Here is a 22,474-nt window from a genome sequence, read left to right on the forward strand (position 1 = left end):
CAGAAGCGGCCGGAAATGCGCGTGCGTCCGACGGGGCCGATCGTGCCGTCGTCCAATATCCAGGGCAACGCCCTTATGGTGGTTATAGCCATCATGGCCTTTCTCGCCTGCCTGACGCTCGGGGCCGTCAGCATGGTCCGCTCCACCGCGGCAAGCTGGGAAAGCCAGATCTCCCGCGAGATTACCATTCAGATCAAGCCGGACGACAACCTCGACATGGAAAAGGCACTGACGCAGGCGCGCGATCTGGCGCTGACCTTTGTCGGCACCAAGACCGGCCAGATCGTTGACGAGGCAGCAACCGCACGGCTTCTCGAACCTTGGCTGGGCGCCAATCTGGACCTCAAGGAGCTGCCTGTTCCCCGCCTCGTCATCATTACGATCGACGAGAATCACCCCCCTGATTTCGAAGCCATGCGCTCCCTCTTGAAGGATACGATTCCGCAGGCGTTCCTGGACGACCACCGGACCTGGGTGGACCGGCTCGTCTCCATGGCACGCACGACCGTCATGATCGGTACCGGTGTCCTTCTGCTCGTCTTTACAGCCATGGTTCTGACGGTGATCTTTGCGACCCGCGGCGCTCTTTCCGGCAACCGCCACATTGTGGAGGTGCTGCATTTCGTCGGCGCTGAAGGATCCTTCGTTGCAACCGAATTCCAGAAACATTTCCTGAAGATCAGCCTGAAGGGCTCGGCCGCCGGCAGCGCGCTTGCCGCGCTGTTCTTCGCCAGCGCTGGGTTTCTGCAGAGCCGGACGCTGGCAACCCCCGAGACCGACCAGGCCACGGCGCTTTTCGGCACCTTCTCGGTCGGCGCGTTGGGTTATCTCGGCATATTCGCGACCATGATCATTATCGCGCTGTTGACGACACTGACGGCGAGAATAACGGTCATGCGCACGATTTATGAAATTGATCTGCTAAGATCCGATCCGGCGCGAACCGACGGTATGGCAAATTGAAGCCATTATGATGATTTGCCATGAAACAGTCTGTTCGCTGCCGCAATCTGCGTATAATCACGAATCATGACCATGGGCCAAGTGACGCAGAAGACGAGCCCGGTGCCGGAGAATCACAGCTACCGCGACGCGGTGCCGCGGAGGCGCAGCCTTATGCGCCGTTTCCTCCGCTGGGGCGGATTTGCCGCAATCATCCTCGCTGCAGTCATCTTTGGCGGCTTTCTGCGCTTTGTCGATTCGGTAACGACATTGAAGCCTCCAACGGAGCCGAAGGCAGATGCCATCGTTGTGCTGACGGGCGGCTATCAGCGCATCGACCAGGCCGTGGACCTGCTGCGGCAGGGCGCGGGAAAGCGGCTGCTGATCTCCGGCGCCCATCCCACGACGACACCCTTGCAGATCCGCAAGATGACGCAGGGTCCCGCGGACCTTTTTTCTTGCTGCGTCGACATTGGCTATGATGCGCTCGACACGATTGGCAATGCGCGCGAGGCTGCCAACTGGATCCACAGCAAGGGCTACAGGAGCGTCCTGGTTGTCACCAACAATTACCATATGCCGCGCAGTCTCTCGGAACTGAAATATGTCGATCCGGTGACCGATTTCATCCCCTATCCGGTCGTCAATTCCGATCTGAAATCGAAGAATTGGTTCACCGATCCAAACGCAGTCCGAGTGATGCTGGCCGAGTATGGGAAAGTGATGCTGGCAGGAGCCCGCAACCTGATCGGCTTCGGCAGACATGCCGGACTTCGCTCCGAAACCATTGCCAAAAGCGATTGAGCATCGCCGAAAACGAAATGCTTTTTATGACTGACAATATCGTGTAGGCACTGCGACAGCTGGCCGCCTCAACGGCCAGCGCTTAGGAAAGTTCCATGATCGCCTTACGTTCCATCCTTTTCAACATCGCCTTCTATGCCAATCTTACGCTCCAGCTGATTGTATTCCTGCCCTATTATTTTCTGGTGCCGCGCAAGTCCGCCTATGCAATCCCGAAGAACTGGGCGCGATCGAATCACTGGTTGATGGAGAAGATCGTCGGAACGACCTTCGAGGTCGAAGGGCTCGAGAACATCCCGGACGGGAGTTGCATCCTGGCCCCAAAGCATCAGGCCGCCTGGGACACCTACGCGCTTCTGCCCCGGCTCGACGATCCGGTCTATATCCTGAAGCGCGAACTGATGGCGGTGCCGCTGTTCGGCTGGTACGCGAAGAAGCAACGGATGATTCCGGTCGACCGCAGCGCACGCGGCAAGGGCCTGGCAGATGTTCTGAGGCGGACCCGCAAGGAAATGGCAACCGGCCGCCAGCTCATCATCTACCCGGAAGGCACACGGCGCCCACCTGGTGCCGAGCCGATCTACAAGTATGGCATCGCCCGCATGTACCGCGATCTGAATCTGCCGGTCGTGCCGATCGTCATGCACCCCGGCCTCTTCTGGCCAAGGCGCACCTTTCGCCGGTATCCCGGACATTTCAAAGTGCGCATCCTGCCGCCGATCCCGCCCGGCATGGATCCCGACGCATTCTTCGCCCATCTGATCGAGGTCATGGAGAAGGCGAGCGACGAGTTGCTGATCGACACGATCGAGAGAAATCCGCATCTGCCGATACCGCAGACCGCTGCCCAGAGGCTTGCTGAGCTTGGCCGGTCGCAAAAGGCGGCGATCGGCTGACGGACGCGCCGCCTCTAACGGGGAGTACGCATCCGCTCTACTTCGCCCGCGACCTCTTCGAGCCACCGATCGCGGATGCCCATCTCATGCAGATGCGCCAGGGTGTTGAAAACATAGGCATCGTTCCTGCCGGATCTCCCGATTGATTCGTTTACGACCCGGGCGGCGTCAACAGCATGAAGCGCGCCCGCATATTGCTGGTGGGTGCGATCGACGACATAGGCGACCGCCGTTGCCCGCCGTCCGCCATTGAGCCGCAGCGGCACCTGACGCTCGAGATAGACGTTGGTGACGAGTTCGCGGGCGCGGAGATAGTCCAGAACGTCATCCCTGTCTTGCAGTGCGACGCGAAAGGCCATGCCCCGACAGGAGCCGCCGCGGTCGAGACCAAGGACGAGACCGGGTCTCTCCTGCGTTCCCCGATGAACCCAGGAATGGACGCAGAGCGAGCGGCGATAGCCGAAGACGGTTGCGTGATCGTGTTCCACATAATCGAAGCCGGGATTCCACATCAGGGAGCCGTAGCCAAACACCCAAAATTCGTCCATATCCGAAGCCAAATCAAAATCTCAAATCGCGATCACCATTGGAGAACATCATGGCAGCGTCAAGCCAGATCGGCTATTCCGGGATTGGCAGGAAGCTCTGGCTTCTCGTCGCAGCCGTGATCGTCGCCATTGCGCTTTATACGGCCGGCTGGTTCTACGCGGCCGCGGCCCTGAAGACGAGCATCCTGAATGCGCTCGGCGACCAGAACGCCGCCGGCGTCTCCGGGGAATGCAGCAATATCGAGCTTCGCGGCTATCCTTTCCGCATCGGGCTCTTCTGCTCGGAAGTGAAGATCGACGACCGCATCAACGGTGTCTCGGCCACCTTCGGCGACCTTCGCTCCGCCGCCCAGGTCTACGCGCCCGGCCATATCGTCTGGGAGCTGGATTCGCCGGCCGAAATTCGCACCACCCATGGCCTTGCCGTTTCCGCCGAATGGTCGAACCTGCAATCGAGCCTGATCGCCAAGCTCGCAGGTGTGGAACGAACCTCGACCGTTATCGAGAACCTTAAGGCGGGCATCGTTTCCGCCGTTACCGGGCAGACTTTCAATTTCGATGCCGCCCGTACCGAGATTCATTTGCGCCAGAACGGCGACGATCTCGATGCAGCCGTGCAAGTCGAGAATTCGAATACTGCACTCAAGAACATGCCGCCCTTGTTTCCGTCCCTTTCGGCGAGCGCCGACGTGACGCTTGTCGGCAAAGCCGGCCTGATCGACGGCAGTGATCACAGCGGCACCGGTCTCTATGGCGCCAAGGGTGAATTGCGCAAGGTGGTAGCCGATATCGGCGATGGCAAGATCATGACCTTGACCGGACCATTCTCCTTCGATGACGAGGGCTACATCTCGGGCCAGTTCAAACTTCAGATCGAACAGCTTGATCCCTGGCGCGACAGCCTGAAGAAAACCTTTCCCGATCTTGCATCCATGATCGATACGGCCGGCAAGCTCCTGAAAGCAATGGCTGCCGGTGGTGACAACGTCTCGGTGGATCTGAGGGTGGATCGCGGCCAGGTTTCGCTGAACGGCTTCATTCCGCTCGGATCTCTGCCGCCGATCTGAGCCGTGGGCGTAAGGATCCAATATCTTTGATGAAAAACACTTCAGGGCTTGGCTGAAAGCCGAAGAACTCGATTCTGCCGGCCTCGCGAAAACCATTCCGCCGATGCCAGGCCTGCGGCTCGATTTCCCCGAGCTCGCTCGACGTCATCAGCAATCGTGCCCCTTCAGCGGCCATGCCGGCTTCCCACGCGAGAAACAACTGGCTCCCCACACCTGAGCGACGGTGCTCTGCCAGGACGCAGATCATATCCATGTAGGGTATCGTGCCCCAAAAACGGCTGAACCGCAGAAATCCGACGATCGTTCCATTGCGTCTGGCGACCAGATATTCGTTCGACAAGATGCAGCGTCTTATCCAGTCCCTGCCGACATGCTCGTCATGATCAGCCAGCCAATCGATGTTCTCGAGGGTTGCCGGTCCGATCTCCATAGTGCAGTTGTCCTTGAGCGAACCTTCTATTTCTTGTCCAAGGCGTGGCGGCCGAAGTCCGGGGCATCGACATCCTGTCCGGCCTGGACGATGGAGCGACGGATCGCTCGCGTGCGGGTAAAGAGTTCGAAGAGCTTGTCGCCCTCGCCCCAGCGGATCGCACGCTGCAAAGAGGCGAGATCCTCCGAGAAACGCGACAGCATCTCCAGGATCGCGTCTCTGTTGTGCAGGCAGACGTCGCGCCACATCGTCGGATCGGAAGCGGCAAGACGGGTGAAATCGCGAAAGCCGGAGGCGGAATATTTGATAACTTCCGATTCCGTGACGGTTTCGAGGTCGTCCGCCGTGCCGACGATGTTATAGGCAATGAGGTGCGGCAGGTGCGAGACGATGGCAAGCACCTTGTCGTGATGCTCCGGGTCCATTTCGTCGACCCGGGAACCGAGCGTTTCCCAGAAATGCCGAAGCTTCCTGATCGCGGCCTCGTCGGTGCCGGGAAGCGGCGTAAAAATACACCAGCGGTCGTGGAAGAGCCCGGTAAAGCCTGCATCCGGCCCCGACTTTTCAGTGCCCGCCAGGGGATGGCCCGGGATGAAGTGCACATTGTCAGGCATGTGCGGCTGCATCTGCGCGATAACCGAGGCCTTGGTCGATCCGACATCGGTGACGATAGCTCCCGGCTTCAGATGCGGGGCGATCTCTTTGGCCACACTTTCCGAGGCGCCCACCGGAACGGAGACGATCACCAGATCGGCATTCTTCACCGCATCGGCCGAAGAGGTGGTGTAGCGGTCGCCGAGACCAAGCTCCTCGGCTCGCTTCAGTGTCTCCGCACTGCGGGTCGCGACGATCACCTCCTTGGCAAGGCCGAGTTGCTTGATGTCGCGTGCCAGCGACGAGCCGATCAGCCCGATGCCGATCAAGGAGATATGCGCAAACTGGACGCTCGTCATGGGCGGCGCCCCATGAATTCGCCGAGTGCATCGACAACACCGCGATTGGCCTCCTCCAGACCGACGCTCAGGCGCAGCGCATTCGGAAAACCATAGCTGCGGACGGCGCGTAGGATATAGCCGCGGCTTGTCAGGAATTCATCGGCATCCGCCGCACGCTTACCCTCCATGTCTGGAAAGTGAATGAGAATGAAATTGGCAACGGATGGCGTAACTTTGAGGCCCAGGCCTTCCAGTGCGGTCGTCAGCTTCTCGATCCAGAGCATGTTGAAGGAAACGGCCCGCTGGATGAAAGCCTGGTCTCTGATCGCGGCGGCACCGGCGGCAATCGCCACCGCGCTGAGATTGAACGGGCTGCGGATACGGTCCAACGCTCCGACGATCTCGACCGGCGCGTACATCCAGCCGATACGCAGCGCCGCAAGGCCGTAGATTTTGGAGAAAGTGCGCGTCATGACCACGTTGGAGCTCGAGGAAACAAGCTCGATACCCGCCTCGTAGTCGTTGCGCCGCACATATTCCGCATAGGCGCCGTCCAGCACCAGAATGACGTGTTTCGGCAGGCCGGCCTGCAGGCGCCGGATCTCGCTGACCGGCACGTAGGTTCCCGTTGGATTGGCGGGATTGGCAATGAAGACGACCTTCGTCCTCTCTGAGACGGCGGCAAGGATCGCATCGACATCGATGGTGCAATCCTTCTCCTTGACCACGACCGGTGTCGCGCCAGTGCCCATGATCTGGATCTTGTAGATGAGGAAGCCATGCTCGGTGACAATGCCTTCATCCCCCGGTCCGAGATAGACATGGCAGATCAGGGCAAGAAGCTCGTCCGATCCGTTGCCACAAAGGATATTGGCGGGGTTTAAACCATGAACGGCAGCAATCGCCTCCCGCAGCTCCCTTGCCTGACCGTCCGGATAACGCTGCAGGTTGCTGCATGCCGACTGGATGGCCTCGATCGCCTTCGGGCTAGCGCCGAACGGCGTTTCGTTGGAAGACAGCTTGAACACCCGTGCCGCGCCCGGCGCATGTCCCCTGCCAGGCACGTAGGCTGCAATATCCAGGATGCCGGGGCGCGGAACGGGCTTGCTCATCTCAATGTTCATGGGGTCGACCTTGGAAAACCGGAAATCCGGGCATAACAATCCAGTGGCATTAAAGCGGAAAGACGGATTTGTCGAGGGTTGGCTGGCTGCACTGAAGCTGCGCTCGCCGGCCTACCGCTCGATCGGCGCCTGTTTGCGCGTGGTCCGCACGCCACTCGGCGCCAGCACGGGAACAAAGACCCGGCGCGACGCGCGAGCGGCAACAGGCAGACCCTGATAAAGCCGCTTCTGTGCCTCGACGACGATAACACCGGAAAAGGCCGGCCAAAGGGTCCGGCCGATCCGTTCGAAAGCACGGCGCAGACGCAGCACCGTCCTGAGCTTCGACGGTGGGAAGAAGAGCGCCTCGGCGCTCGCGCCCGGCGTGAAATTCGTTTCCCTGAGCAGCGCCGTCAGCTGGCCTCGCGAATAGGGTCGGCCCGAGCCGAAGGGCGTGTGTTCCATCCGTGCCCAGACCCCCCGCCGGTTCGGAACCACGATCACCAGCCGTCCGCCGGGAGCCAGCACGCGCCAGAGCTCCTTCAGCGTCTCGCGCGGGCTTTCGGCAAATTCCAGCGAATGCACCATGAGGATACGATCGATCGAGGAATCCGGCAGCGGCAATTCCTCGTCGAAGATCAGCGCCGTCGAGGAGAGCGCCCCAGGCGGCCAGTTTACCGCCCCCTGCCCGGCGGGCATGAAAGCGAAGGTCCGCTCAGTATCGCCTTTGAACCGTTCGAGGAATGGAACAGAGTAGCCGAGCCCGACGAGCCGTTCCTGCGGCAGACGGACCCACAGCGACGACAATGCCATGGAAATAGATTCCTCCGCCAAGCGCCCGAGCTCGGAATGATAGAACTGACGGAGGTCCACAATATCGGTATGCATTGCTGTAAATGTTATCAATGGGTGGTTGGACTTCAAGGCGGAGGCCTCTACATTTGCCCCTGACTAGAGCGGGATGCCGAAAAGTGTGCGCGGTTTTCGGGCGACATCCCGCTCCAGACTTTTGATTAAGAGACGGATGATTTCAGGTCGATTCGACCTGAAATCATCCGTCTCTGGAATGAAGAGGATTATTTCGATTATGAAGCCTTTGGAAATAGAAGTTTTTATCTGTCGGTCTGATAATTTCGGAGTCCTGGTCCACGATCCGGAAACCGGGCTGACCGCCAGCATCGACGCGCCGGAAGAGGGTCCGATCCTTGCGGCCGCGACGCGCCGAGGCTGGAACATAACCCATATTCTCACCACCCATCACCACACCGACCACGTTGAAGCCAATTTGGCACTCAAGGAACAGTTCGGCTGCGAGATCATCGGTCCATTCAACGAAGCGGTCGCCATTCCGGGCCTCGACCGTTCGGTTGCCGACGGCGACAACTTCGAATTCGGCGATCATACCGTCAATGTCATTGAGACGCCGGGACATACGGCAGGTCACGTCTGCTATCACTTTGTCGATGATAAGCTCCTCTTTGCCGCCGATACGCTTTTTGCGCTCGGCTGCGGCCGCCTTTTCGAACGTCCGGCCGCCGACATGTGGCATTCGCTGCAGAAGCTCGCTGTCCTCCCCGACGAGACCGCCATCTATTTCGGCCACGAATACACGCTTTCCAACGCGCGCTTCGCGCTGACCATCGACCCCGACAACGAACGGCTGAAATCGCGCGCGGCTGAAATCGAGGCTATGCGCGCCGCCGGCAAATTCACCATTCCGACGACGCTGGCAATGGAAAAGGAAACCAATCCCTTCCTGCGCGCGGCCGATCCTGCCATCCGGCGCCATCTGCTGATGGAAAGCCGGACGAATGAAGAAGTCTTCGCGGAGATCCGCAAGCGCAAGGATAATTTCTGATGAGAGCCGAAGATATCGTCCGTGCGCTGTCCATGCAGCCGCATCCTGAAGGCGGATGGTACGTCGAGACTTTCCGAGACAGCCAAGGCGGCACGCGCGGTCATTCGACCGCGATCTACTATCTGCTAGAGGCAGGCCAGCGCTCGCATTGGCACCGTGTGCGCGACGCGGTCGAGGTTTGGCACTACTATGCCGGCGCCCCCCTTGCGCTTTATCGCTCGTCCGATGGCATTCTTTCGGAGACCCTCCGGCTCGGCGCCAACATCGTCGAGGGAGAACGTCCACAGGTGATCGTTCCCGCCGGCTGGTGGCAAGCCGCCGAGACGCTCGGTGACTACACGCTTGTCGGTTGCACGGTTGCGCCCGGTTTCGAGTTCCTCGGCTTCGAGATGGCGCCGCCCGGCTGGGAGCCAACGGGTCGCTAGAAATCACGAAGCCTAAAAAGAAAACTCAGAGCGGTTCTGGGCTTCCATGGAACCGCTCTGATTTACTGGGCCACCGCCGGATGTTCCACGGGACGGCGCCGAAACATTTCCTGGGCGGCAAGGACTGCACCGCCGGTCACCAGCAGGCAGGCGGCCACGATACGCCAGCTCGGTTCAGCAAAGCCGAAAAGCGTCAGGATCAGCGTTGACAGCAAGGGCGCCGTATAACTTGCTGCGCCAAGGATCTGGATGTCACCGTTCTTGACGCCGTAATCCCAGGCATAGAAGGCGGCACCGACTGGAAAAAGGCCGAGGCCGGCAACGGCCAGCCATTCGAACGCGGTTGCCGGCCAGACGGTGGCTTCCAGCCCGATATGGCAGACGAGCGACAGGACGGAAGTTGCAAGACAAAAACCGGTGACGACATCGGTCGAGACGGCGTCGAAACGCCGCGTCAGCAGCGAATAGCCGGACCACGTGAAGGCGCAGAGGAAGGCCGCGCCGTATCCGACCGCATAGGTGCTATCGAAATTCACGCCGTTTCGTCCAACGATGAGAAAGGTGCCGCAAAGGCCGGCAAGCGCACCGACGAGATGATACCATCTGAGCCGCTCGCCCGGCAGCAACGCCGATCCGACGACGATCAGGAGCGGCCAGAGATAGGCGATGAGACCGGCCTCCACGGCAGGAGCATTTCGCAGAGCCGTGAAATAGAGAAAATGATAGCCGAAAAGGCCGGCAATCCCGATGAGCCAGACCTTGGCCGGCTGCTTCAACAGGACCACGCGCTTCGGATTGAGGATCAGGACGATAATCCCCGGCACGCTGCCGATGGCAAAGCAGATGGCGGAAAGCTGGAATGGCGGCATCTTGCCGGAGGCGGCCGTGAACAGCGCCAGAAACGACCACATCAGAATGGCCGAAAATCCCGTCAAGGTCGCGCGAAGCTTCATATGTTCCCCCGAGCGGGAACATTGCCCGCTAGAGCAATTCCAGGAAAGTGCAAAGCGGTTTTCCGTCCGGAATTGCGTAAAAACAAAAAGTTAGAGCGGTTCTGCGTTTCTATGAAAAGCTGAAACGCTCTAATGCATGTCACGCAAAAGTGTGCAGCGGTTTTACGGCAGCGACATGCATGAAAATAACAAGCTGAAGCCTGTGCGCAACAGGCTTTAGATCCCGTATTTTACGGCAGTAATCGTTACCGCTCCATATTGCGTCGGAATGCGCACATAGACAGGAGCGTATACATTCGCGGCCGTGGACTTGGCAAACCAGATTTCCATCGCGTCGCTCTTGCGCAGATATTCGATGTCGCTGCGTCCCTTCTTATAGCCGGATCTGGGCACGAAACGCACGTTGCAGACCAAGGCTTCACCGGAGAAGCCATTTGTCGAGAACGGCCGCGATCCCCTGGGAGACAGGACGAGATCCATCCGTGTTTCACCGTCGAAAATCGGAAGGGTTTGCGAGCAAACCTTCACCTTGTCTGGAAAGATGAGACCGGAAACGGGATCCAGAACGGCGCGCAGATCACTGTCGGTGACGGGAATCCAGCTCTTGGGGCGCCTCGGCTCCGGCTTTGTCGTCGTAGAGACGATATTACCGTTGCGGTAACTCACTTCGTAAGTACGAGCCTTCTTTCCGCTCTTGTAATAAAGCGAATAGTGCAGCGCCTGCAACCGGTCGCGACCGATAATGCCGGTAACTGTGGTCTTGGCGGAAAGCGTCGTCAGGAGATCGGCCAGCCCGGCGGAATTGATGTTACCGGCGATCGTATAGCGTCGATCGTCCTCTATCTGGGTTAGGAAAGCCGCCCTTGCGATCGGAAGACCTGCCAGTGCTACCCTGTATTCGGTTTCGTGCTGGATTTCGCGCGCGCCAACGGGTATCGCAGTCAGAACCGCGATCACGGAGGATAAAAACAGTCTTCCCGCCTTAAACATTACAGATGCCCTGAAATTGGCATGCGGATTTATTTCCGCGTGAACCTGCCTTATACCTCTGCTGCGGAATGAAGGAAACAGCAGCTTTTTGACAGAATTGCGGGAAACGCCAAGGATTGGCTTGACGGGAGCGGCCTCTCTGACTATAGAACCGCAACTTTCCAATTACGGCCTGTTGGATTGCGAGCCCGGTTTGTGCCTGGCATGGCGGTTCGATGGCAGAGAAAAAGAAAATAGGTGTACCCATGTCCCGCATGTGCGAATTGACCGGCAAGGCCGTCCTGACGGGCAACAATGTCAGCCACGCCAACAACAAGACCAAGCGCAGGTTCCTGCCGAATCTGTGCAACGTCACGCTGATCTCCGACGTTCTCGGCCAGCGTTACCGCCTGCGCGTTTCCGCAGCGGCGCTCCGCTCCGTCGAGCATCGCGGTGGCCTTGACGCCTTCCTTATGAAGGCCAGCGAAAACGAGCTCAGCATGCGCGCTCGCCTGCTGCGTCGTCAGATCGTCAAGAAGACCGCTGAAGCTGCATAATCTTCCGCATCTTTCAAAGGCATACGGGCTGAGAGGCTTGCACGGATAGCATCCGGACAAGCCTTTTGCTTTGCCCGGTTTGTTTCTCCAACTGGTGGCATCACCCAGGATAAAAAAATGCAAGTGACCCGCTATACCCTTATCTATGTTACGCTGATGACGCTGGTCGTCGTCGCCTCCAATTTTCTGGTGCAGTTCCCGCTGAACGGCGAGTTCGTCGGCATCAACCTCGGCGATATCTTGACTTGGGGCGCCTTCACATACCCCGTCGCCTTCCTCGTGACGGACCTGACGAACCGCCAATTCGGCCCGGGGGTCGCCCGCAAGGTCGTCTTCGCCGGCTTTGTCGTCGGCGTCGGTCTGTCCTTCTTCACCGCCGTTCCACGCATCGCGATCGCCTCTGGCTCGGCCTATCTCGCCGGCCAGCTTCTCGATATCTCGCTCTTCAATCGCCTTCGCCGTCAGGCCTGGTGGCGCGCGCCGCTCGTCGGCTCCCTGATCGGATCGGCGCTCGACACCGTCATGTTCTTCTCCTTTGCCTTCGCACCATTCTTCATCTTTTTCGGACCGAACGAACCCTTCGCGCTGGAACAGGCTCCGATCCTCGGGATCTTTGCGACAGAGGGTATGCGCTGGATCTCCTGGGCAATCGGCGATTTCGCGGTGAAGATGCTCGTCGGCCTCGCCATGCTCCTGCCCTATGGGGCGTTGATGAACGTTCTGAAGCCGATGCAGCCTGTCCGGGCATCCTGACGACGAGGGTTCCTGGCTACCGAACCAGCGGCTCTTCATTCAGCCGAAATTCCAGCATCATGGTTCGCTGCAGGATCGAATGGTTGTCATCGGAGACCATGACGACATGGGTCGTGCCGTCAGGATCCTGGAAAGCATCGAGCCCTTCCATATTGTCGATCTGATAGCCGAAATCGGCATCCATCAGGACTTCACCGTCGGCGACCGCACCCGGCCTTATCTCATCGCCCTTGATCAGGCGCAGACGCATGCCGATGCCCTCGGCCAGATTGAAGCGCCGCTCGAGCAGAAGCAGGTCGCCATTCGGCAGGAACGCTCCGTCAGTCACATCGAACGCCCCGTCCGGCCGCACGCCGAACCGCCCCTTGAGCGGCCCATCTAGAATCGCCGCCAAAAGATTGCCTTGCTCGTCGAAGCTTTTCTCGGAAACGGCAACCGTGCCGCCTTTCAACGGGCTGGAACGCGGCGCGACCGCAAGTGCTTCCAGGCCACGATTGCCGCGAAGCTCGCTCGGCGGAATTAGGATCGGTACAGAACGGATCGACCGTGATGTCTCGAAACCGGGATCGGGATAGACCTCGACCCGGTGTCGCTGCTCAAAGCCGACAAGAATGCTGTCGCCGTGAAGAGCGAGGCTTTCCGCGTCCATCTGCCCCTTGCCCTCATGGGTTCGGCCTGCTCTGTCCATCATCGGCGTTATGGTCACATCGACCACGTCGGAAAGACGCCCCCGTTCATCCCGTTCGACACGGCCTGTCAGCCAATGTCCCGTATCGAGCACCGAGACGAAATGCTGCCCGTCGGGACGGAAGCGGATCGCCGACAGGGCGCCGAAAAGCCTGTCGCTGGAATAAAGTTCAAGTCCGCCCAGAAACTCCAGGCGGCCGAAAGTCTTTTTTGTTTTGCCAATTTCGAATTCGGAGATGATCCGGCTCTTTACCGGCGTATTCCCGTCGGCCTGCGCTACCGAAGCCTGAGTCGCAAGAAGGAAAACGAGAAATGCGGCGCGCGGCAGATGCCTCATCATCATGCGCACATTTCCGAAACAGGTCGATATCGCCAAATCACGCTCGGTTGTCTCACCCGGTCCTGCGCATACGCGTCGGACCCCGCAGCGAAGATTGGTCTTCGAAGAGGGAGGCGAGCTGCTCGGTCATCGCGCCTGCCAATTCATCCGCATCGACGATCGTCACGGCGCGGCGATAATAGCGCGTGACATCATGCCCGATGCCGATTGCCAGCAGCTCGACGGGCGAGCGTGTCTCGATCTGTTCGATGACGGCGCGCAGATGCCGCTCGAGATAGTTGCCCGGATTGACCGAAAGTGTCGAATCATCGACCGGCGCGCCGTCCGAGATCATCATCAGGATGCGCCGCTGTTCACGGCGACCGAGCAGGCGGTTATGCGCCCAGATCAGCGCTTCGCCGTCGATATTCTCCTTGAGCAGCCCCTCCCGCATCATCAGGCCGAGATTGGTTCGGGCCCGACGCCATGGCGCATCGGCGGATTTGTAGACGATATGGCGCAGATCGTTGAGGCGGCCTGGTGTCTGCGGCTTGCCGCCGGTGAGCCATTTCTCGCGCGCCTGTCCGCCCTTCCAGGCCTTGGTCGTGAAGCCCAGGATCTCGACTTTCACGCCGCAACGCTCCAGCGTACGCGCCAATATGTCGGCGCAGGTGGCGGCCACCGTGATCGGCCGACCGCGCATCGAACCGGAATTGTCGATGAGGAGCGTCACGACCGTGTCGCGGAACTGCGTGTCTCGCTCCATCTTGAAGGAGAGGGGCTGCATCGGGTCGATGATCATGCGCGTCAGCCGCGCCGTATCGAGATAGCCTTCCTCGAGGTCGAAATCCCAGGAACGGTTCTGCTGCGCCATCAGGCGGCGCTGGAGCCGGTTCGCCAGACGTCCGACGGCGCCCTGCAGATGGGCAAGCTGCTTGTCGAGGAAGGCGCGCAGCCGTTCCAGCTCGGCTGCATCGCAAAGCTCCTCGGCCGTGATGATCTCGTCATACTCCTCGGTATAGATGTGATAATCGACCTTTTCGTTGAAGTCGGCGAAAGGCGTATTGGGACGGCGGGTCTCGCCTGGGGTCTCCGAATCGTCTTCACCCTCCTCCATCATGTCGTCGTCGGAAATTTCGGCGCCGTCCATCTCGCCGTCTTCCATCTGCTCGTCGGAAGCTTCGCTGTCTTCGGCAGGCGCCGCATCGGAACCAGCGTCGTCCTCGACCTGATCCTGTTCCTCTTCCTGACTGCGCGGCTGTTCCTCGTCGGTCGAGTTCTCTTCCGAGTCCGGATCCACCTCCTCGTCGCCAAAGTCCTCCGCCATCTGCATGGCGGACAGCATATGGCGCACGACGCGGGCAAATGCCTCCTGGTCATTGATGGCAGCCGAAAGCGTGTCGAGTTCGCCTGCGGTCTTTTCCTCGATGAAGGGGCGCCACAGATCGAGGACCTTGCCTGCGCTCGCCGGCGGCTTCTGGCCCGTGAGCTTCTCTCGCACGATCATTGCCATGGCTTCGCCGATCGGCGCATCCTCCCGCCGCTCGATGCCGGTGAAGTTCGCTTTGGAATATTTCTCCGAATTCATCGAATTGAGGTTGGAGGCCATGCCGCTCATGCGCAATGCACCAATCGATTCCACGCGCGCCTGCTCGACGGCATCGAAGACGGCACGCGCATCGGCGCCTTCCGGCGACATAGTGGCGTGGACGCGCGCATCGTGACAGGCAAGCCGCAGAGCCATGGAATCGCCCAGACCACGCGTGACCGCCAGCTCGTGCGGCGTCGGGCGCTTGGAAAGTTCCGGCAGACGGATGCGCTCGCCGGTCATTCCCGGACGTTCATTGGCAAAGGCGACCTCGACATTGGGATCGCCGGCGATGGAACGCACGCAACCCGTTATCGCACGACGCAATGGCTCCATGTCCACCGGCGCGCCCGGTTTGGCTTTCGAATTGTCTCCACGAGCTGCCATGGTTTGAGAGCTCTTCCTCTCAGGCTTCGAGCACGATGTTGGCGGCACTTTCCTTCAGCTCGACCCCGAAGGCGCGCTGATAGTGCTCGGCGACGAGCGGTCGCTCCAGCTCGTCGCATTTGTTGAGGAAGGTGATGCGGAAGGCGAAAGCGACGTCGCCGAAGATTTCCGCATTCTCCGCCCATGTGATGACGGTACGCGGGCTCATGACCGTCGAAAGATCGCCGTTCATGAAGGATGCGCGCGTCATGTCGGCGACGCGGACCATTTTCGAGACCGTGTCGCGCCCGTTTTCACGGAAGCTCTTCACCTTGGCGAGAACGATATCGACCTCGTTGTCATGCGGCAGGTAATTCAACGTCGTCACGATCGACCAGCGGTCCATCTGGGCCTGGTTGATCTGCTGTGTGCCGTGATAGAGGCCGGTCGTATCACCGAGACCGATCGTGTTGGCGGTCGCAAAGAGCCGGAATGCCGGATGCGGGCGGATGACGCGGCTCTGATCGAGAAGCGTCAGACGGCCGGAGGACTCCAGCACCCGCTGGATAACGAACATGACATCCGGCCGTCCGGCGTCATATTCATCGAAGACAAGCGCGACATTGTGCTGATAGGCCCAGGGCAGGATGCCGTCCTTGAATTCGGTAACCTGCAGCCCGTCCTTGACGACGATCGCGTCCTTGCCGACCAGATCGATACGGCTGACATGGCTGTCGAGATTGATGCGCACGCAGGGCCAGTTGAGGCGGGCGGCAACCTGCTCGATATGCGAGGACTTGCCGGTGCCGTGATAACCGGAAATCATGACGCGGCGGTTATGGGCGAAGCCTGCGAGAATGGCGAGCGTCGTGTCGCGGTCGAAGAGATAATCCATGTCGAGATCGGGCACATAGGCGTCGCCCTTGCTGTAGGCCGGAACGCGGATATCGGAATCGATGCCAAATACCTCCCGGACGGAGACGGTGGTGTCGGGCAGTTCGGAAATATCAAGATCAATCTTGCTCATCATTTCTCCAAGGCGGGTGATCAACACCCGGCCGCATTGTCGTGTCCATTTCGCAGCCGTATCGCTACAGGAGGCGGCCCGCCCGTCCGAATACGTCGGGACGTCGGCGATTCTTCTCCGGGACTGAAACGAAACCTCGATGCGACCCACTGGCCGCCTGCGAGCATTCTTGAACAGTGTCCCGGACAAGAAACGCCGCGTCCGGAAGGTTGGTTCAGCACCGATCGAACGAGCGCGCGAAAACCTGCCGCTGTTGCCCGGCGATCCTGACCAGATCGGACCATACCCTATCCAGACGCCAGAGCAAGGACGGCGCTCAACAAAAACCGTTCTGCTTCAGCAATTGATAGGCCTGGATGACGGCGCGGAACCGGTCCTCCGAACCGCGATCGCCGCCATTCGCATCGGGATGGTGCTTCTTCACCAGCTCCTTGTATCGGCTTTTGATTTCCTTGGCGGAGGCGTTGGCCGGAAGGTCCATCGTATCGAAAGCCTTAGCCTCGAGGCTCTTGAGCTTGCGCATCTGCGGCTCGACACGTGACCCATTGCCGCGACCCTGCGCGACGAAGCCGAAGGGGTCTCGAACCCGCGAATAGGCGCCGGAACGGATATCCGAGTGCAGCGGACTGTTGCTTGCCGCCTTGTTGACGCCGACGGTCCAGGTCGGGCGATGACCCGTCACCGCCTCCTTCTGATAGCGCGCGATCTCCCCGTCGGAAAGACCGGAGAAGTAATTGTAACCCTTGTTGTATTCCTTGACGTGCTCAAAACAGAACAGAAAGAACTGGCCTTCCGCATTGCGCCCGACCGGAGCGCGATGCGTGCCCTGCTTGTCGCAGCCATCCCATTGGCAGGTCGGAGCCGATTGCTCCGCTTCCTGCTCCCTTCGACGACGGGTACGGATGCGATCGAAATATTTTGAATCAAGTCTCATAGCGGCTTAATTATGGGACTGCAGACCCCTGACAACAAGAATTGACAAACAGGAATGTTGCTGGCTTTGTGGAAGCCTTTTGCCGTCAGACGAAGCAGCGAGAGTAACGGAATGACACTTCAATCCCGCATTGAGAAAAAGCTCATCGAAGCCTTTGCGCCCGAGCGTCTGGCGGTCATCAACGAAAGCCATCTGCATGCGGGTCACCAGCCAGACTTCACCGGAACCGGCGAGACCCATATGCGCATCAGGATCGTCTCGGGGAAATTTGCCGGAATGCCTCGTCTTGCTCGGCATCGGGCGATTACCGATCTTCTGAAGCCGGAACTCGACGCCGGACTGCATGCGCTTGCCGTCGAGCCGGCAGCACCCGGCGAGCCTGTGCGCTGGTAGCGGAACTTGTTGCAGATATAGGTGTTAGCCTTCCTCATGCCAAGGAGGAGAGCAATGAGCGAAGGCAAGCCGCAAGCACGGATAGCACGCATCTGGAGGGGCCGGACGACCCGCGCCAAGGCGGACGCCTATGAAGCCTATAACTACGAGGCGGGCATAAAGCCGTTGATCGAAAAGGCCCTCGGCGTGCAGACCTTTCGCGAGGACCGCGAGATCGAGAGTGAATTCATGACCATCTCCTACTGGGAGAGCATCGAAGCTATGAGCAGCTTTGCAGGCTCCGATCCGACCAGAATCCATCATCTTGAACGGGATGCCGAATTCCTGATCGAGCTGCCGAAGGAAGTGCAGATCCTGCGTCTTCTGACCAGCCACGGTATAACTGGCTGTTGAATGTTTCCTAAATCGGAGCCGATTTAAGGATAAAGACATGCAGCAATTCAAAGTGCTACAGCGTCCTTTGTGCGTCTGAAAAGACGCAGGGCGCTGTAGAGCAATTCCAGGAAAAGTATGGAGCGGTTTTCCGTTCGGAACTGCGTAAAACAAAGGCCGGAAGACGCTCAGACCGATTTGCTCTCGGTTTCGTCGGCAGGGCGGATGCGCAGTTTCGTAATGCGATTCTTCTCGCGTTTCATGACGAAAAAGCGCTTGCCGTAGAAAGTAAAGGCCTGGCGTTCTTCGGGAATGGTCATGGATTCGTGGATGACGAGCCCGGCGATGGTCGTCGCCTCCTCGTCCGGAAGGTCCCAGTCCAGAGCGCGATTGAGATCGCGGATCGGTACGCTGCCGTCAACGACGATGGAGCCGTCGGCTTCCTGCCGCACGCCCTGGATATCGAGATCGTGTTCATCGGAGATATCGCCCACGATTTCCTCGAGGATATCTTCCAGCGTCACGATGCCTTGCACCTCGCCATATTCGTCGACGACAACCGCGAAATGCTGCTTGCGCCGCAGGAAGGCATTAAGCTGATCTTCCAGATTGGTGCTGTCGGGCACGAACCATGGTTTCTGCGCGATCTTGACGATGTCGAGATTTTCCGGCTCGACATTGGGTTCCGCCAGCGCGCGCAGAAGATCCTTGGCGTGGACGACGCCGATGATGTTGTCGATCGTGCCGCGCCAGAGCGGCATGCGCGTATAGGGACTTTCGAGAATCGCCCGAACGACGCTCTCGGGCGGATCGTCGGCGTTGATCGCGCGCATGGCGGTGCGATGTACCATGATGTCGGAAAGCTCGAGCTCGCCGAGATCGAGGACCCCGCCCAGCCGATCGCGATCGGCCTTGACCACAGACCCCTCGCGATGGAGCAGGTCGACCGTGCCGCGCAGTTCCTCGTGCGCCGAAAGCATCGAGATTTCCTTCGAGAGATTGATGCCGAAGATCGCCAGGATCTGACGCACCATCGCATTGACGAAGCTCGAAACCGGACCGACGACCACAACGAAGAGTTTGATCGGCACCACGACGGCAAGCGCGAAGCGATCAGGCGCAGAGATCGCCCAACTCTTCGGCAGCACCTCGGCGAAGATGACGAGAATGATGGTCATGGCAAGCGTCGCCAATGCAACGCCCGAGCTTCCGAACAGACCGAGGAAAAGGCTGGTCGCAATGGACGACGCGAGAATATTGGCGAGATTGTTTCCGATAAGCAGCGCGCCGATCAGACGGTCGCGCCGCGCGATTAGCTCGCGCACGAAGCCCGCCCGCACCTCTCCGTTGGTCTCCAACGTGTGCATGCGGCTTCGCGAGACCGCGGTCAGCGCGGTTTCCGAGCCGGAAAAGAAAGCCGATATGAGCACCAGGACCAGAATCGAGATGGCTTCCGGCCAATATTGCGCGAGAAGCGCCAGGGTGCCCTCTACCGTCATTTTGGATGCTTTTCCCTTAAAAAGCTCAGGACCTCGGAAGCCGGCACATCGTCTGCGACGAATGATTGCCCGATGCCATGCGTCAGGATGAAAGTCAGCTTACCGCTCTTGACCTTCTTGTCCTGGGCAATCGCGTCCATCAGCGCCTCCGCCGGCGGCAGCGTTCCCGGAATATCGGACATGCGCACCGGCAGGCCGACAGCGTTCAGATGCGCCTCGACCCGTCGTGCATCATCGGGGCTGGCGAGATTGAGCCGGGCGGAAAATTCATGCGCCAGCACCATGCCGATCGCCACCCCTTCGCCGTGCACGAGGCGGCGGCTGTCATATTCGGTAGCCGCTTCGAGCGCATGGCCGAAGGTATGGCCGAGATTGAGGAGCGCCCGAGGCCCATTTTCGCGTTCATCGGCGGCAACCACGTCCGCCTTGGCCTGACAGCTCGCGGCGATCGCCTCGATCCGGGCTGATCCCCCGGCAAAGACATCCTTCCAATTGGCCTCCAGCCAGGCGAAGAATTCCGGCTTGTCGATCAATCCGTATTTGGCGACCTCCGCATAGCCGGCGCGGAACTCGCGCTCGCTGAGCGTGTTCAGAACATCGGCGTCGGCCAGCACGAGATCCGGCTGGTGGAAGACGCCGATCAGGTTCTTGCCGTGATGGGTATTGATCCCGGTCTTGCCGCCGACGGAGGAATCCACCTGTGCCAGCAAAGACGTCGGCATCTGCACGAAACGCACGCCGCGACGCACGATCCCCGCAGCAAAGCCCGCCAGATCGCCGATCACACCGCCGCCGAGCGCAATCACCGCATCGTTGCGTTCGACGCGCGCGTCGAGAACCGCGTCGCAGACCGCCATCAGATGCTCGAAACTCTTCGTCTTCTCGCCGGCTGGCAGAACAAGTTGCGTGGCGGCAATGCCGGCCGCCTCCAGGCTGGCGGCAAGAGCACCGAGATAAAGCGGCGCCACATGTTCATCGGTAATGATTGCTGCTTTGCGTCCCTTGAGACGCGCCGCAATTTCGTGGCCGGCGCGCGCCATCAGCCCCGGCCCGATCAGGATGTCGTAGGAACGCTCCCCGAGAGGTACGCGGACGAGCCGTTCGGCAGAGGCGGAGAGAATAGCATTCATGGAGCAGCGCTTTCATGGTGGGTCGCGGCAATGGCCGCAAGAACCTCACTGACGATGACTTCCTTGCGGACGTCTCGGGAAGAAATCGTCAGGTCGGCTTCGGCATAGATCGGATAGCGCGCCTTCATCAGGTTTTCGAGCGTCTGCTTCGGATTTTCGGTCTTCAGAAGCGGCCGCGTATCTCGCTTGCTGACACGCTCCCACAGGACGTCGAGATCGGCCTTCAGCCAGAGCGAAAGACTGCTTTTCTTGATGTGCTTGCGGGTGCGGTTGTTGATAAAGGCACCGCCGCCGGTGGAAACCAGCCGTGGCCCCCCCTTGAGGAGGCGCTTGATCACACGGGTCTCCAGAGAACGAAACTCCTCTTCGCCATAGGCCGAAAAGAGCTCGGTAATCGTCATCCGCGAGACTCGTTCGATCTCTGCGTCCGTATCGACGAACGGAATCCCGAGCTGGCCGGCGACCAGGCGGCCGATCGAGGATTTCCCGGCGCCCATCAGCCCGACGAGGACGAGATTGCGTGAGCCGAGCGCAAGGCGCGCCTTCTCTCTCAGACCTTCGTCTTTCAGGCTTTCGGCAAGGGTCAGAACTGGTTCACTCATCGGGCCATTCACAATTTGTTTGCAAACGGTATCGTCAAATGCACCGGTAGCGTCAAGTCGCCGACGCAAACATCACCGCCATATCCGCGACCGACGCGGATATCTGCTATGGAGTCGCGAGGCCTGCCGACCCAAATCGAGGAGACCATTGCATGCCAAGCCTGTTTCGCCTCCTTGTCATCTGTGCGGTGATCGCCGGATCGATCTATGGAGCGATGGTCGCCCTCGTCACCTTCGTAGAACCGCAGCAGCGCGATGTGACGATCCGCATTCCGTCCGAGCGGATCAATCCACCCGCGACCGGCACGGTGCGCAAGTGACGTCCGGGATCATGCCATGAGGGATCTCGGCCGCGCCCATATGGAAGCCTTTCTGGAGATGATGAGCGCCGAACGTGGAGCGGCGGCCAATACCCTCCAATCCTACGAGCGGGATCTGGAGGATCTGCATTCCTTCCTGAACGGTCGCAACGTGCGCCTGACCGAAGCGGGTTCCCCTGATCTCGGCGCCTATCTCTCGGCGCTTTCACAGCAGGGCTTCAAGGCGTCGTCCCAGGCCCGCCGTCTCTCGGCCATGCGCCAGTTCTACAAATTCCTTTATGCGGAGGGGCTGCGGGGCGATGACCCGACCGGCATCCTCGACGCGCCGAAGAAAGGCCGCGCACTCCCCAAGACCATGGGTGTGGACGAAGTGACGCGCCTGCTTGCTGAAGCCGAGAAGGAAGCTGCAGACCCGGCACCGGGACAATTGCAGCGCCTGCGCATGCTTGCCCTTCTGGAATTGCTTTATGCCACCGGCATGCGCGTCAGCGAACTGGTCTCGCTTCCCGCGCGGGTTCTCGATCAGGAGGGTCGTTTTCTCCTAATCCGCGGCAAGGGCAACAAGGAAAGGCTCGTGCCCCTCTCGCAGTCGGCGATTGCCGCCCTCAAAGCCTATGGCCGGATGCGCGCTCTCGAAGCCCGCCGAAACGAAAAGGAGCAGGAGGAAAGTCCATGGCTCTTTCCCGCTGCCTCGAAAGAGGGTTACCTGCCCCGGCAGGTCTTTGCCCGTGATCTGAAGGATCTCGCGATCCGCGCCGGTTTGACCCCGTCGATGATTTCGCCGCATGTCATGCGTCACGCCTTTGCGAGCCATTTGCTGCAGAACGGCGCAGACCTCCGTGTGGTGCAGGAACTCCTCGGGCATTCGGACATTTCGACCACGCAGATTTACACGCATGTGCTGGAAGAACGGCTGCATCAACTGGTGCAGACGCATCACCCCCTTGCCAAACAGGCCAAAAAACAGGAATAGGACCGGCGGAAAAGGCGGAATGCC

26 protein-coding genes are annotated in these 22,474 nt (G+C 59.8%); 12 read left to right on the top strand and 14 right to left on the bottom strand.

All coding sequences use genetic code 11. From position 1 onward, the window contains the following. Positions 1–15 precede the first annotated feature (15 nt). The 3 genes from AAE029_RS30585 to AAE029_RS30595 all read left to right on the top strand — a co-directional run bounded on the left by AAE029_RS30585 (position 16) and on the right by AAE029_RS30595 (position 2,642). Positions 16–963 (top strand): cell division protein FtsX, encoded by a 948-nt coding sequence (locus AAE029_RS30585; RefSeq protein ID WP_371076735.1) that lies wholly within the window; start codon positions 16–18, stop codon positions 961–963. A gap of 66 nt (positions 964–1,029) precedes the next feature. Further along, positions 1,030–1,746, top strand: a complete 717-nt coding sequence (locus tag AAE029_RS30590; RefSeq protein ID WP_371076687.1) for a YdcF family protein — start codon at positions 1,030–1,032, stop codon at positions 1,744–1,746. A gap of 95 nt (positions 1,747–1,841) precedes the next feature. Further along, a complete protein-coding gene (locus tag AAE029_RS30595) occupies positions 1,842–2,642 on the top strand; it encodes a lysophospholipid acyltransferase family protein (protein WP_371076688.1) in 801 nt (266 codons plus the stop codon). A 14-nt stretch (positions 2,643–2,656) separates the two neighbouring features. Here the strand turns inward: AAE029_RS30595 and AAE029_RS30600 are convergent, their stop codons facing one another. Further along, the gene (locus tag AAE029_RS30600) at positions 2,657–3,190 is read right to left on the bottom strand and encodes a gamma-glutamylcyclotransferase (RefSeq protein ID WP_371076689.1); all 534 of its coding nucleotides are present in this window, start codon (positions 3,188–3,190) and stop codon (positions 2,657–2,659) included. A 50-nt stretch (positions 3,191–3,240) separates the two neighbouring features. Between AAE029_RS30600 and AAE029_RS30605 the strand changes: the two genes are divergently transcribed. Further along, positions 3,241–4,257, top strand: a complete 1,017-nt coding sequence (locus tag AAE029_RS30605) for a DUF2125 domain-containing protein (protein WP_371076690.1) — start codon at positions 3,241–3,243, stop codon at positions 4,255–4,257. On the opposite strand, the gene AAE029_RS30610 is transcribed toward AAE029_RS30605, so the two are convergent. From AAE029_RS30610 to AAE029_RS30625, 4 genes are all read right to left on the bottom strand, one after another. Further along, the gene (locus AAE029_RS30610) at positions 4,226–4,687 is read right to left on the bottom strand and encodes a GNAT family N-acetyltransferase (RefSeq protein WP_371076691.1); all 462 of its coding nucleotides are present in this window, start codon (positions 4,685–4,687) and stop codon (positions 4,226–4,228) included. The genes AAE029_RS30605 and AAE029_RS30610 overlap by 32 nt on opposite strands. Positions 4,688–4,713: 26 nt before the next feature. Further along, positions 4,714–5,640: a prephenate/arogenate dehydrogenase family protein gene (locus AAE029_RS30615; protein ID WP_371076692.1), complete on the bottom strand. Its 927-nt coding sequence runs from the start codon at positions 5,638–5,640 to the stop codon at positions 4,714–4,716. Beyond that, positions 5,637–6,746, bottom strand: coding sequence for a histidinol-phosphate transaminase (hisC, locus tag AAE029_RS30620; RefSeq protein ID WP_371076693.1), 1,110 nt, complete (start codon positions 6,744–6,746; stop codon positions 5,637–5,639). Before hisC ends, AAE029_RS30615 begins: the two co-directional genes overlap by 4 nt. Positions 6,747–6,857: 111 nt before the next feature. Next, positions 6,858–7,649: a methyltransferase domain-containing protein gene (locus AAE029_RS30625; RefSeq protein WP_371076694.1), complete on the bottom strand. Its 792-nt coding sequence runs from the start codon at positions 7,647–7,649 to the stop codon at positions 6,858–6,860. A 163-nt stretch (positions 7,650–7,812) separates the two neighbouring features. On the opposite strand from AAE029_RS30625, the gene gloB reads away from it, so the two are divergent. Further along, positions 7,813–8,583, top strand: a complete 771-nt coding sequence (gene gloB, locus AAE029_RS30630) for a hydroxyacylglutathione hydrolase (RefSeq protein WP_371076695.1) — start codon at positions 7,813–7,815, stop codon at positions 8,581–8,583. Further along, positions 8,583–9,008 carry a cupin domain-containing protein gene (locus tag AAE029_RS30635; RefSeq protein WP_371076696.1) on the top strand — a complete coding sequence of 142 codons (426 nt, stop codon included), beginning with the start codon at positions 8,583–8,585 and terminating at the stop codon, positions 9,006–9,008. Before gloB ends, AAE029_RS30635 begins: the two co-directional genes overlap by 1 nt. 62 nt (positions 9,009–9,070) lie before the next feature. Here AAE029_RS30635 and AAE029_RS30640 read toward each other — a convergent pair whose 3' ends face one another. After that, the gene (locus tag AAE029_RS30640) at positions 9,071–9,961 is read right to left on the bottom strand and encodes a DMT family transporter (protein ID WP_371076697.1); all 891 of its coding nucleotides are present in this window, start codon (positions 9,959–9,961) and stop codon (positions 9,071–9,073) included. A gap of 216 nt (positions 9,962–10,177) precedes the next feature. Further along, entirely contained in the window at positions 10,178–10,951 is a 774-nt protein-coding gene (locus tag AAE029_RS30645) for a DUF3108 domain-containing protein (protein WP_371076698.1), read from the bottom strand. Positions 10,952–11,196: 245 nt separating this feature from the next. Between AAE029_RS30645 and rpmB the strand changes: the two genes are divergently transcribed. Next, positions 11,197–11,487, top strand: coding sequence for a 50S ribosomal protein L28 (rpmB, locus tag AAE029_RS30650; protein WP_371076699.1), 291 nt, complete (start codon positions 11,197–11,199; stop codon positions 11,485–11,487). Positions 11,488–11,604: 117 nt separating this feature from the next. After that, positions 11,605–12,240, top strand: coding sequence for a VUT family protein (locus tag AAE029_RS30655; protein ID WP_371076700.1), 636 nt, complete (start codon positions 11,605–11,607; stop codon positions 12,238–12,240). A gap of 16 nt (positions 12,241–12,256) precedes the next feature. On the opposite strand, the gene AAE029_RS30660 is transcribed toward AAE029_RS30655, so the two are convergent. The 4 genes from AAE029_RS30660 to AAE029_RS30675 all read right to left on the bottom strand — a co-directional run bounded on the left by AAE029_RS30660 (position 12,257) and on the right by AAE029_RS30675 (position 17,161). Then, positions 12,257–13,270, bottom strand: coding sequence for an esterase-like activity of phytase family protein (locus AAE029_RS30660; RefSeq protein ID WP_371076701.1), 1,014 nt, complete (start codon positions 13,268–13,270; stop codon positions 12,257–12,259). A gap of 49 nt (positions 13,271–13,319) precedes the next feature. Continuing rightward, positions 13,320–15,221, bottom strand: a complete 1,902-nt coding sequence (gene cobT / locus AAE029_RS30665) for a cobaltochelatase subunit CobT (protein WP_371076702.1) — start codon at positions 15,219–15,221, stop codon at positions 13,320–13,322. Positions 15,222–15,240: 19 nt separating this feature from the next. Further along, positions 15,241–16,227, bottom strand: coding sequence for a cobaltochelatase subunit CobS (gene cobS, locus AAE029_RS30670; protein WP_371076736.1), 987 nt, complete (start codon positions 16,225–16,227; stop codon positions 15,241–15,243). A 316-nt stretch (positions 16,228–16,543) separates the two neighbouring features. Beyond that, positions 16,544–17,161, bottom strand: a complete 618-nt coding sequence (locus AAE029_RS30675) for a J domain-containing protein (protein WP_371076703.1) — start codon at positions 17,159–17,161, stop codon at positions 16,544–16,546. Positions 17,162–17,272: 111 nt separating this feature from the next. Between AAE029_RS30675 and AAE029_RS30680 the strand changes: the two genes are divergently transcribed. Both AAE029_RS30680 and AAE029_RS30685 read left to right on the top strand, forming a co-directional pair. After that, positions 17,273–17,554 carry a BolA family protein gene (locus tag AAE029_RS30680; RefSeq protein WP_371076704.1) on the top strand — a complete coding sequence of 94 codons (282 nt, stop codon included), beginning with the start codon at positions 17,273–17,275 and terminating at the stop codon, positions 17,552–17,554. Between the two features lie 54 nt (positions 17,555–17,608). Continuing rightward, a complete protein-coding gene (locus AAE029_RS30685) occupies positions 17,609–17,947 on the top strand; it encodes a hypothetical protein (protein WP_371076705.1) in 339 nt (112 codons plus the stop codon). Positions 17,948–18,114: 167 nt separating this feature from the next. Here AAE029_RS30685 and AAE029_RS30690 read toward each other — a convergent pair whose 3' ends face one another. Genes AAE029_RS30690 through AAE029_RS30700 form a run of 3 tightly spaced genes read right to left on the bottom strand, consistent with a single transcriptional unit; the run spans position 18,115 to position 21,157 of the window. Beyond that, entirely contained in the window at positions 18,115–19,425 is a 1,311-nt protein-coding gene (locus AAE029_RS30690; RefSeq protein WP_371076706.1) for an HlyC/CorC family transporter, read from the bottom strand. Beyond that, on the bottom strand, positions 19,422–20,555 hold the full coding sequence (gene aroB, locus AAE029_RS30695; protein ID WP_371076707.1) for a 3-dehydroquinate synthase: 1,134 nt from the start codon (positions 20,553–20,555) through the stop codon (positions 19,422–19,424). The genes AAE029_RS30690 and aroB overlap by 4 nt, the downstream gene beginning before the upstream one ends. Beyond that, a complete protein-coding gene (locus tag AAE029_RS30700; protein ID WP_371076708.1) occupies positions 20,552–21,157 on the bottom strand; it encodes a shikimate kinase in 606 nt (201 codons plus the stop codon). Before AAE029_RS30700 ends, aroB begins: the two co-directional genes overlap by 4 nt. A gap of 152 nt (positions 21,158–21,309) precedes the next feature. Here AAE029_RS30700 and AAE029_RS30705 point away from each other — a divergent pair, with 152 nt between their 5' ends. Beyond that, positions 21,310–21,477, top strand: a complete 168-nt coding sequence (locus AAE029_RS30705) for a hypothetical protein (protein WP_371076709.1) — start codon at positions 21,310–21,312, stop codon at positions 21,475–21,477. Positions 21,478–21,493: 16 nt separating this feature from the next. After that, positions 21,494–22,450 (top strand): site-specific tyrosine recombinase XerD, encoded by a 957-nt coding sequence (xerD, locus tag AAE029_RS30710; protein WP_371076710.1) that lies wholly within the window; start codon positions 21,494–21,496, stop codon positions 22,448–22,450. Positions 22,451–22,474 lie beyond the last annotated feature (24 nt).

The organism is Sinorhizobium sp. CB7 (assembly GCF_041357635.1).
Classification (GTDB): Bacteria; Pseudomonadota; Alphaproteobacteria; order Rhizobiales; family Rhizobiaceae; genus Rhizobium.